We start from the raw sequence: 10,172 nt of genomic DNA on the forward strand, positions 1-10,172 counted from the left end.
AAATATAAAACCCAAAAACCTGTCGCGCACGCGCAGCGTGCGCGACAGGTTTTGATTCTGAGTTTTAATTATGCCAAGCCCCTTACTATCAACTCAAAACTCAAAAGATGGCGGCGTGAAACACCGCCACTCATCTTTTGAGTTTTATATTCTCAACAAATTTTATGGTGCTATACCTTATTTTTTGCAAAAGCGCTATAGGTCGTAACACAGAATACTGAAAAAATTGTTTTATTGCCGCAGAATTAGCCCATCGTTAGGTAAAATTCAAGTCTGTGAACGCATAAGTGTGAATTCAAAATCGCAATAAGTCTTCACGATACTGGATGAACAAACGCAAGAATCAGCAAGAATCAGATTGTAGGCAATGAAATGAAATTTGAGACACCCATACAACAAGCTTGTTACGAAAAGATTTTGCCTTGGCTGCATGACTTGTACGATAACGTTTATTCTCCACCCTATGATCTGCCTGTATTCGTGTTGCCCCTTGGTTCGGCAACGGCAACCGTTGAAGTGTTACCTTGGGGACATACGGAAGCTATTATCTCCACTTGGTCTTATGTGGTCACAGGCGCGGAGATTACGCAGGATCTGATGAGATTTTTGCTCCAAAAAAATTCCGAGATGCAATTTGGCGTGTTCAGTATTGATGATGATGGTGATATTCGGTTTCATACAACCTTAGTTGGCTCGACCTGCGATCGCGATGAATTGCAAACTTCAGTGTCTTCAGTTCTCCAGACTGCGGACAAGTATGATGACACCATCGTCAAGACTTGGGGTGGAGAAAGAGCCCTAGAGCGGAGTCTTTAACCGCATAGGATTTATATGGCAAAGATGGGCGGCGCTTCGCGCCGCCCATCTTTGCCATATAGCTTGAGGGGATTTGGTCGGTTAGGGCTAAAGACTTCGTTGAAATTATGCGGTAAACTCTTAGAGGTTTTAACTAAGTGGTAAATTGCAGGCGTGAATTTTCAAACAGAAGCCCAACAAGACTGTTATCAAAAAGTAGCGGATTGGTTGCCCGAAATTTGCGATCGCGTCAACCCTGTTACCAGTAGTCCCCTCTTTAGCTTACAACTTGGCTCCGCTACGGTACTAATCGAGATTCGCCCCTTTCGAGAATTAGAAGCTGTTATTTACCTGTGGGCATATGTCGCGACCGAAGTGGAAGTTAGTTACGATCTCTTGCTTTATCTACTCAAACAGAATGACAACTTTCGTTTTGGGGGCTTTAGCATGGCAGATGAGGGAGATATTAGATTTCATGTATCGTTATTGGGGGCATCCTGCCAAGAAAATGAATTTAAACTTGCCTTGGCTGAAGTGCTTGAAACTGCCGATCGCTATGACGATCTGATCGTCGAACGATGGGGCGGAAGACGAGCCGCAGATGCCTTGTTTGAAGTTTAAAAATGCTATTACCTTCATCTCCATCTTCGCGCGATCGCCATCCCCAACATCTTGCTGAAGTTGTGGCGACCTCATCAACCGAGTTTATCGCCCAATGCCTCGAACCTGAAAGTTTAGACTTCCCAATCATGCCCGCCTTTGGCAGTTGGGTGAAGTCGCAACAGGATGAAAATAGTGATATCGTTGCCTATGGCGTTGTCTACCATGCAACTACAGCACCCATTGACTCTGTCCACCGTGCCGTTGCCCTCGGACTGAGTCTGCAAGAGTTGCGCGAGCAACAACCCCAAATTTTTGCAATGCTACGTTCTGAAATTAAAGTTGTATTGCTCGGCTTTAGTTCGGTGGGAAATATTTACCAACATTTACCTTCCCGACCACCACAAATTCATCAAGCCGTGTACGCCTGTGAAGATCGTGAAATTGAAATGTTCACCGAAGAGTTAAATTTTTTGCGAACCTTAGCACAGATGACCAATGCGCCAGTTGATGAGTTAATTGCCGCCGTATTACGCAATGTCTATCAAGTCCGTAAATGCGATCGCAATTGGCTCGTCCAGTCAGGGCGGAAGTTGAGTGTTTTACTCAAGGATGATTACGATCGCCTCAGTGCCATCTTGGGGCAGGTGCATCCATAACATGTACATCCATAACATGTTATGGATCGCATCTCCTTCTTCCTATATCTTTCACGGCAATCCTTCATAAAAAACACGGACAACACTTAACAAAGCTCAACAAATGTCAAATAAACTTACCCCCGTTCCAATTGGTTCTTTTCAAATCAATGAAATTCTATCTAATGAAGAACCATCCATCAGATTTTCCTTAATCGTCCCTACCTATAATGAGAGCAAAAATTTAGCAAAACTTGTCGAAATTCTGACTGAGCTATTAAACAATTATTTTTATGGGGAATATGAATTAATCATTGTTGATGATGATAGCCCAGATTCGACATGGCAGGTTGGGCTAGACTTAATGCCCGATTATCCTCAATTGCGCGTGATCCGTCGCCAACAAGAAAAAGGACTTTCAACAGCAGTAATTCGTGGCTGGCAAGCTTCTCAGGGCGAGATTTTAGGGGTGATTGATGGAGATTTACAACATCCTCCCGAAACCTTAATTCAGATGCTTGAGGCGATAGATAAGGGAGCCGATCTCGCGGTAGCGAGTCGCCATGTGGAGGGTGGTGGAGTCAGCGATTGGGGATTTATCCGTCGGTTTCTCTCACGCGGCGCACAGATTCTAGGTTTGCTCATTTTGCCAAACGTAATCGGACGAGTATCCGATCCGATGAGCGGTTACTTTATCGTTAGACGCAGTGCGATCGCGAACTGTGCGATGAATCCCTTGGGATATAAAATTCTCATCGAAGTATTGGGGCGAGGCAATATTGGCTCGGTGATGGAAGTTGGTTATGTATTTCAGGAGCGACAAGAAGGCGAGAGCAAAGTTACTTGGCGGCAATACGTCGATTATATTTTGCACCTGCTCCGCTTGCGATCGCGCGGTAGGATTACCAAGTTACGAGAGAAATTTCGGACTCCGATCAAACGATTTCTCAGCTTTGGTTTGGTGGGTTTAAGTGGAGTATTTTTAGATATGACGATCCTATATCTGCTAAGTGACGAATACACCCTCCATTGGGGACTGACCCGCAGTAAAATTATCGCTTCGGAAATAGCAATTATCAATAATTTCCTATGGAACGATCTATGGACATTTAGAGATTTCTCTAGCCAACAAACTGGCTGGGGAAAGAGAATGAAGAGATTCCTGAAGTTCAATCTTATATGCTTGGTAGGGATTGGATTGAATTTGATTATTCTCAATACTCTTTATAATTATTTTCATGTCAATAAATATATCGCGAATCTCATCGCGATCGCGATCGTGACTATTTGGAACTTCTGGTTTAATCTGAAACTTAGTTGGCGAGTTACCCAAACTAAATAAGCAGATAAGATAAAGTCCAATAAAGCCCAAGAAGAGAAGGTTGGCGCTTCGCGCCAACCTTCTCTTCTTGGGCTTTATGCTAACGCGAGTGACGACAGCTATATTTGTATTAAGTAGTTCGGCATAATTAAAAACCAAAACCAGAAAGCATACCGCCCGCTGCGTGGGCGGTATGCTCTTCTAAGCTTTAAGTTTACTTATGCCTAGCTACTTATTCCTATTATTTGTGATTTGTATATTTTATGATTACGCTACCAACTTGGGTTACTCTATCGAGGCTGATTGCCGTTCCCATTATTTTTGGACTATTTCTTTGGCAAGATAGCGAACTGACCCGCTTCATTGCCCTAAGTGTATTTATAGTTGCGGCGATAACTGATTGGCTGGATGGATATTTAGCAAGAAAACTTAATCAAATCACCGAATTAGGTAAATTCCTCGATCCTCTGGTGGATAAGGTACTGACGATCGCTTTATTTCTTTTGTTTATTGAGCTTGGTCAGGTTCCTGCTTGGGCAGTATTTGCGATCGTTACAAGAGAATTATTGATTACGGCTTGGCGTGGTGCGCCTAGCGGAGAGCCTCAAGGGGAGACAGGAGAATCAAGTAAACCAAGTAAACCAAGTAAATCGACTATTGTGGGGGCGAATCTGTGGGGAAAAGCAAAAACTGTGATGCAAATCATCGCGATCGCCACGTTACTAATTAAACTTCCCTATGCGATCGTTTTTTTCTGGATTGCCTTCGGACTCACGTTGATTTCAGGCTTTCTCTATGTTGTGCCAGCATCGAAATCCTCGCTATAATCACTAAACAGTTAAGCATAATTAAAACTCAAAGCCAGAGAGCATACCGCCCACTACGCGAGCGGTACGCTCTTCTAGGTTTTAAGTTTATTTAAGTTTACTTCTTAGCTACTTATAGACAAGTGAGTTTTTCCTGTAAACAATAGGAGAAACCAATTCGATTATAATTATTGTAAAAGATGCGGTTGGAGTAAGGTTCTCATGGCGACATCACAAACCCTAGGTAAAGCGTTTGGCAACCTTTTAGGCGGGCGCTTTCGAGTTGTGCAGACGATCGCCGATGATGCTTACGGACAGACGTACTTGGTGGAAGATACCGTGGCTTCGGAAATGCCGCGCTGGATAGCGAAAAGTTTCTGTCTCATCAACAAGACAAATCTGCAACTAGATTGGGCGCGATCGCTATTTCGCAATCAAGTTCCCAAATTACAACAACTTAGCGATCGCAGTAATGACTTCCCAAAGATCGCCACTTATTTTGAACAAGAGGAGGAATTTTATATCGTAGAAGAAGCGATTGATGGAATTCGTCTCAGTGATGAAATAATGACAGGTAGGCCCTATAGCGAAGTGGAGTTGATTCACTTTCTGCAACAACTGCTAGCCAGCCTTCATGTCGCCCATACCGCCAATATGGTTCATGGCGATATTTGTCCTCGCAATTTAATTCGCCGCAGAAACCATCCCCATAGTAGCGATCGCGCGAGCAATCAGCATTTTGTTCTCACTAATTTTGCTGTTTTAAAGGGAGTTTATGCTACGGCAGCCCAAAATGGAGTCGTTCTCGGCACTCCCAGTTATATGCCCTTTGAGCAGGCGCTCGGACATTTTACTCCCAGTTGTGACATCTACGCCCTAGGTTTAACGGCAATTCAATTACTAACGGGTTTACATCCAAGTCAGCTAGTCCGCCGTGAAGATCTGAATTTACTAGATTGGCAAATCGGAACGTTAATTCGCCCCGAACTAGCGCTCATTCTCAACCGCATGGTTAAGCATCATCCTGAAGATCGCTATCAGACAGCGCAGGAGGTGCTCTACGATCTCGATAACATTCCGACCTATCAAGATCCCGATAATTTTTCCATGCCTGACTTTTCGGTAGGACAAGGGGCAGGACGGTGGGCGATCGCGCTCCTCTGTCTATTTGGACTTGGCTGGGGTGCGATCAATTTCTATCAACATTTACCGAAACTTTCGACTTCATCCGTAACGTCCCCCATCGAATCCAAGCCCATTGCTAGCTATAAACTGCGCTTAAATCTGACGGGACATACGGGCTGGGTGCGGGCTGTTACTTTCTTTCCCAATGGATTTAGCTTCGCTAGTGGCAGTTACGATCGCACGTTGAGACTATGGAATATCCGTGATAATCAGTCCTTTGGCACTCTCTCAAATCACCTCGGTTCAATTTCGGGAATTAATGCGATTGCCGTACATCCCAATGGCAATACCTTCGCAACCGCCTGTATTGATAAATCAATCAAGCTATGGAACTTCCGCAGTGGCGAACCAATTCGCAATCTCGAAGGACATAACGGACAGGTTTATAGCGTCGCCTATAGCCCCGATGGCGAAAAATTGGTTAGTGCTAGTGCTGACAAAACGATTAAACTGTGGAACTGGCGCAAAGGAACTGTCCTCCAGAGCTTTACAGGACATCAAGATAAAGTCGTGGCAGTCGCCTTTCATCCCGATGGCAAAAGAATTGCTAGTGCCAGTTTTGATAAAACTATTAAAATCTGGGATGTAAGTACGGGCAAGGAAATTCTGACCATTAACGGACATACTGCTGCCGTTAATGCGATCGCCTTTAGTTCCGATGGCACAATGCTAGTTAGTGGCAGTCAAGATCAAACTGTAAAAATTTGGGATGCGAATACTGGCAAAGTGATCAGTACTTTTTCAGGACATGCAGGTGGTGTATTGGCGGTAGCTTTTAACCGTGATGGCACGGCGATCGCTTCTGGCGGTGTGGATAAAACTATTCACCTCTGGAGCGTCAGAACGGGTGAAACCACCCAAATCCTGAACAATCATGAAGCTCCTGTGCTATCCCTAAGTTTTAGCCCCAAAGACTCGACGCTAGTCAGTGGTAGTGCTGATCGCACGGTTAAGGTCTGGCAATTACAGACAAATTAGTCAAAAAAAAGATGAGTGGCGGCGCTTCGCGCCGCCACTCATCTTTTTTTATCCTGTTGCCTTTATAGAGAGAGGCGGCGCGAAGCGCCACCTCTCTCTATTGGGTTTGAGCGCAAAGCGCTGTAAGTGAATGTAGCTATATTTTAACTATCTATTGACAATAATAATCAATAGTATTAGGCTGTCTTTTAAGTTCTGATACGGGTTGACTCAGCGCCGTTTCATTATTCATAGTTCAAATGCGTTGTCAGGATTGGGTGGCAAAATGTTGATTTTACCGAGATTGCTGAAAAATAATTTAGTAGGAGCAATCATTTGTCACCCCATCCTTTTTCACTTCAGCAACCTATGCTTCGGTAAACGCAGGCTATTCTTCAAAATTCTTGTCTGGCGCAACCTTCAGACAAAATCTCCCCAAGATGCTCTGATGGATAACAGTCAACTGTTCTATTCCCCCAGACGATCTTTGCGATTCTATATCAATCATTAATAAAAATATTTAGCAATAAAAACTAGCAATAACAATGACCTTTAGACAGTCTGCCTCGCCCCAAGTTGTCGGTATCTGCACCAGTCAAGCTCTACGTCGATTTGACTTGCCGCTATTGCGATCGCTATCGCGACAACAGGCGATCGCCCAGTGGGAATATTGCCAAAATCCCGATGAGCCGATCGATCTCAATGTGGCGATCGCAGCCTTGCATGAGTATTTGCAAACCTGCTCGAAATCCGTGCATCTTGTGGGACATGGCATTGCAGGCTTAGTCGGCTGGCTCTATGCCCGTCAATATCCCGAACAGGTGCGATCGCTAACCTTGCTATCGGTAGGTGTCAACTTAGCGACCAGTTGGCACAGTCACTATTATGAGCAGAGGCAGTTAATTGCCTGTAGTCGGGAAACAATGTTAGCGAGAACTGCCTTTTATTTGTTTGGATATCGGGATAAGGAGATGCTGCATTGGCTGGCGGATCTTCTCAAACAGGACCTTGATAATTCCCTAATTCCTCATTCCCTCTACGCACCCACCTATATTGCCCCTACGCCGATCGCCGTGCCCATGTTAGTCTGTGGGGCATCGGATGACTATGTAATTGGTGGTGGCGGCGAAAATTCCTACCAGAAATGGCAATTACACCTGAAAGATAGCGATCGTCTATGGATAAGTAAACAAGGAAAGCATTTCTTCCATTATTCGCAGTGTGAGCCCTTAAGCAAACAAATTCGTTCCTTTTGGAATTCTTTAGCGCTTACTAATACCGCCATGGCGAGCAAATGTGACTATAGTCCCAGTAAGTAGCTAAGGGACTTGCGATTTAATGAAGTACCAAATATAAAACCAGAATCGGTGGCGCGGCTCCGCCGCGCCACCGATTCTGGTAAATCTGGATTGGTATCTTATTTTCTCGCAAGTCCCTAAGCATAAGTAAACTTAAATCCTCGAAGAGAGTAATACCAATTCACGAAAGTGTTGTCACACTTTCGTGAATTAAAAACTAAACCTAGTAAGGGTTTTTAAGTTAAGAAATGGCGTAGCCATTTCTTAACTTGGTATAACGCCCTCTAATAGCTGTCGCCTGTACTAGGGCATAAACCCCAAGGATTTACTGGCGGCGCGAAGCGCCGCCAGTAAATCCTTGGGGTTTGATTTGTTCTAAGTCAAGTGACTGTAGCTATAATTAAAAAGGGGGGAAATACTGGAATTGCGATCAATCAAAATTTGTGATTCTAGGGGTAATTTGGGTACGATATTAAATGTGAAGTGCGCCACCTAAAAACAGGTAACTTGCACGCATAATTTTGGAGATTCTCATGAAGTTAGCTGAATTTCTTATCCAAGGACAGCATCTGCGGCAGCAGAATCGGACATTAGCGATCGCCTATTTTGAACAATGTCTGCAAAATAACAGCCTTGGAGATAATGCGGAATCAGATCCGAGAACAACGGCAAGGGTTTACCTTGATTTGGCGGTAGAACTGATGGCAACGAAACAACCAGATTCGTTGCAAAGAGCCAAGAATCTAGTCAAACAAGCGGAAGAAGCTCTAAATCACCATCAAAATACTGATCGCGAGCAGGAAGCTTATTTTCTCTATGTACAGGCAATTCTAGCGCTCGAACTGGGGGAGTTGAGCGATGTTTTAAGTCTTTTACAAGCAGCCTATGAGGCTTATGGGGATAATTTAGCTGGGCAGTCGCTTACGGACGATGCGATTGGGCTTTATTACCAGCACATCAACGATTGGCAGTCTGCTTTAATGAGTTTTGAGCGATCGCTATCGGTGCGCCTTGAAATGGAGGATGAAGGACTGATTGCTAGAAGTTACACTAACTTGGGGCAATTATATTTTTTGTCTGGGGATAATAGCCAAGCAGCTAGTCTTTTTCAATGCGCTCGCGATATTGCCATTGCTAATTCCGATAATTTTTTGCGCTTACAAGCACTTAAAGGACTTGCCAAGGTGGCAATTGCTGATAACGAATGGCAAGTAACTGGTTTACTCATCCAAGATGCAATCATTGATAACCAATGGCAATCAGCGATCCTATTCCTTAAAGAAGCGATCGCTTTACTCAAAGAGCCTGTCGATACCATTGAAATAGCCTATTTATATTGCGATCTGGCGGAAGCTTTATTGGGCGATCGGCAAATAGAAGAAAGTTTAATTTGCATTCGCGTAGATGTTTTACCCCGTTTTCGAGATTACCAATATCTCAAGGGTATTGCCATTGCCAAACATATTCGTGGGCGGATCTACGTCCATCGCATACTGGAAGGTTTAGATAGTCTTGATGAAGATGCGATCGAAACGGCCGAGGATTCTTTACTAGATGCATCGATTTCCTTTGAGCAGTTAGGCATGATGAATGACTATGCTAAAACTCTCTATGACTTAGCAGGGCTTTACCAGACCTGTAATAGTTCGCAGTTTCAATACCAATATCAAGGCAAATCTATCCGATCACTAGAGTTAGCACTGAGCGTTTTAGATCGGATTGGGATGAGTCATACTCAGCTTGCCTCACAAATTGAGGTGATGCTCAATCAAGTTATGCGCGGCAGTTTTTAAGTCTCAGATGAGAAAGGCAACGCTTCGCGCTGCCTTTCTCAGATTCTATAAGAGTCCAGTTGGCAACCCATCAATACTTTGTTGATTCTTGTTTTGCCAATATTCGTAGAGCCCCTCTTCACCTTTGTGCTCTGCCCATTCCTTTAAAACTTGGCGATCGCCCCTAAATTCATAAAAGGGAACGGCAAATCCACAGGATGTTTGCACCGACTCTATCTTAATGCGGAAGATTTGACGCGTACCTGCGATCGCAGGAAATAAAGATAGATACTCCTGCCATATTGCGTCTCTAGAATGGATAACTTCACCTCGACCGTAAAGGCGTAAAATCAGAGGCTTTTCTGTAAAACTACAGAACATGATGGTAATTCTGGGGTTTTCAAGAAGATGGGCGGCGGTTTCATTGCCACTGCCCGTGAGATCGAGATAGGCAACCTCCGCAGCATCGATTACCCGCAAAGCATCCATTCCTTTGGGTGAGAGATTAACGCGCCCATTCTTGGGAGCTGTCGCCACAAAGAATATATGCTGAGCCTTGATAAAATCCTGTAACTCAGTTGTTAGGCGATCGTAAAATTTTGCCATAGGAAATTTTTCTCCTTTACTTATAGCTAATACCAAGGCTCAAAATGGCGTAGCCATTTTGAGCCTTGAAAACCCTTACTGGGTTTGTTTTTTAATTCACAAAAGTGTTGTCACACTTTCGTGAATTGGGATAACGCCAAGTTTATCAGGACATAAAACCCAAAAGAGAGATGCGGCGCTTCGCGCCGCATCTC

General features: G+C 44.1%; 9 protein-coding genes. 8 read left to right on the forward strand and 1 reads right to left on the reverse strand.

Translation table 11 applies throughout. The annotated features are described in order from the left end of the window. Positions 1–372 precede the first annotated feature (372 nt). The 8 genes from PSE7429_RS18800 to PSE7429_RS18835 all read left to right on the forward strand — a co-directional run bounded on the left by PSE7429_RS18800 (position 373) and on the right by PSE7429_RS18835 (position 9,393). A complete protein-coding gene (locus PSE7429_RS18800) occupies positions 373–816 on the forward strand; it encodes a T3SS (YopN, CesT) and YbjN peptide-binding chaperone 1 (protein ID WP_009628914.1) in 444 nt (147 codons plus the stop codon). 153 nt (positions 817–969) lie between these two features. Further along, positions 970–1,416: a T3SS (YopN, CesT) and YbjN peptide-binding chaperone 1 gene (locus PSE7429_RS18805; RefSeq protein ID WP_009628915.1), complete on the forward strand. Its 447-nt coding sequence runs from the start codon at positions 970–972 to the stop codon at positions 1,414–1,416. Positions 1,417–1,418: 2 nt separating this feature from the next. After that, entirely contained in the window at positions 1,419–2,054 is a 636-nt protein-coding gene (locus PSE7429_RS18810) for a hypothetical protein (protein WP_009628916.1), read from the forward strand. A 103-nt stretch (positions 2,055–2,157) separates the two neighbouring features. Next, positions 2,158–3,375 (forward strand): glycosyltransferase, encoded by a 1,218-nt coding sequence (locus tag PSE7429_RS18815; protein ID WP_009628917.1) that lies wholly within the window; start codon positions 2,158–2,160, stop codon positions 3,373–3,375. 242 nt (positions 3,376–3,617) lie between these two features. Next, complete coding sequence (pgsA, locus tag PSE7429_RS18820) at positions 3,618–4,181, forward strand: CDP-diacylglycerol--glycerol-3-phosphate 3-phosphatidyltransferase (protein ID WP_009628918.1); 564 nt, start codon at positions 3,618–3,620, stop codon at positions 4,179–4,181. Between the two features lie 201 nt (positions 4,182–4,382). Then, complete coding sequence (locus PSE7429_RS18825) at positions 4,383–6,323, forward strand: serine/threonine-protein kinase (protein WP_009628919.1); 1,941 nt, start codon at positions 4,383–4,385, stop codon at positions 6,321–6,323. Between the two features lie 524 nt (positions 6,324–6,847). Beyond that, the gene (locus PSE7429_RS18830; RefSeq protein ID WP_009628920.1) at positions 6,848–7,621 is read left to right on the forward strand and encodes an alpha/beta fold hydrolase; all 774 of its coding nucleotides are present in this window, start codon (positions 6,848–6,850) and stop codon (positions 7,619–7,621) included. A 512-nt stretch (positions 7,622–8,133) separates the two neighbouring features. Continuing rightward, positions 8,134–9,393, forward strand: a complete 1,260-nt coding sequence (locus PSE7429_RS18835; protein WP_009628921.1) for a tetratricopeptide repeat protein — start codon at positions 8,134–8,136, stop codon at positions 9,391–9,393. A 45-nt stretch (positions 9,394–9,438) separates the two neighbouring features. Here PSE7429_RS18835 and PSE7429_RS18840 read toward each other — a convergent pair whose 3' ends face one another. Beyond that, positions 9,439–9,978 (reverse strand): pyridoxamine 5'-phosphate oxidase family protein, encoded by a 540-nt coding sequence (locus tag PSE7429_RS18840; RefSeq protein ID WP_009628922.1) that lies wholly within the window; start codon positions 9,976–9,978, stop codon positions 9,439–9,441. Positions 9,979–10,172: the final 194 nt, after the last annotated feature.

Source organism: Pseudanabaena biceps PCC 7429 (assembly GCF_000332215.1).
Classification (GTDB): Bacteria; Cyanobacteriota; Cyanobacteriia; order Pseudanabaenales; family Pseudanabaenaceae; genus Pseudanabaena; species Pseudanabaena biceps.

Coding starts and splice junctions, on each gene's coding strand:
- PSE7429_RS18800 (WP_009628914.1), top strand. CDS start 373: ATGAAATTTGAGACACCCATACAACAAGCTTGTTACGAAAAGATTTTG.
- PSE7429_RS18810 (WP_009628916.1), top strand. CDS start 1,419: ATGCTATTACCTTCATCTCCATCTTCGCGCGATCGCCATCCCCAACAT.
- PSE7429_RS18815 (WP_009628917.1), top strand. CDS start 2,158: ATGTCAAATAAACTTACCCCCGTTCCAATTGGTTCTTTTCAAATCAAT.
- pgsA (WP_009628918.1), top strand. CDS start 3,618: ATGATTACGCTACCAACTTGGGTTACTCTATCGAGGCTGATTGCCGTT.
- PSE7429_RS18825 (WP_009628919.1), top strand. CDS start 4,383: ATGGCGACATCACAAACCCTAGGTAAAGCGTTTGGCAACCTTTTAGGC.
- PSE7429_RS18830 (WP_009628920.1), top strand. CDS start 6,848: ATGACCTTTAGACAGTCTGCCTCGCCCCAAGTTGTCGGTATCTGCACC.
- PSE7429_RS18835 (WP_009628921.1), top strand. CDS start 8,134: ATGAAGTTAGCTGAATTTCTTATCCAAGGACAGCATCTGCGGCAGCAG.
- PSE7429_RS18840 (WP_009628922.1), bottom strand. CDS start 9,978: ATGGCAAAATTTTACGATCGCCTAACAACTGAGTTACAGGATTTTATC.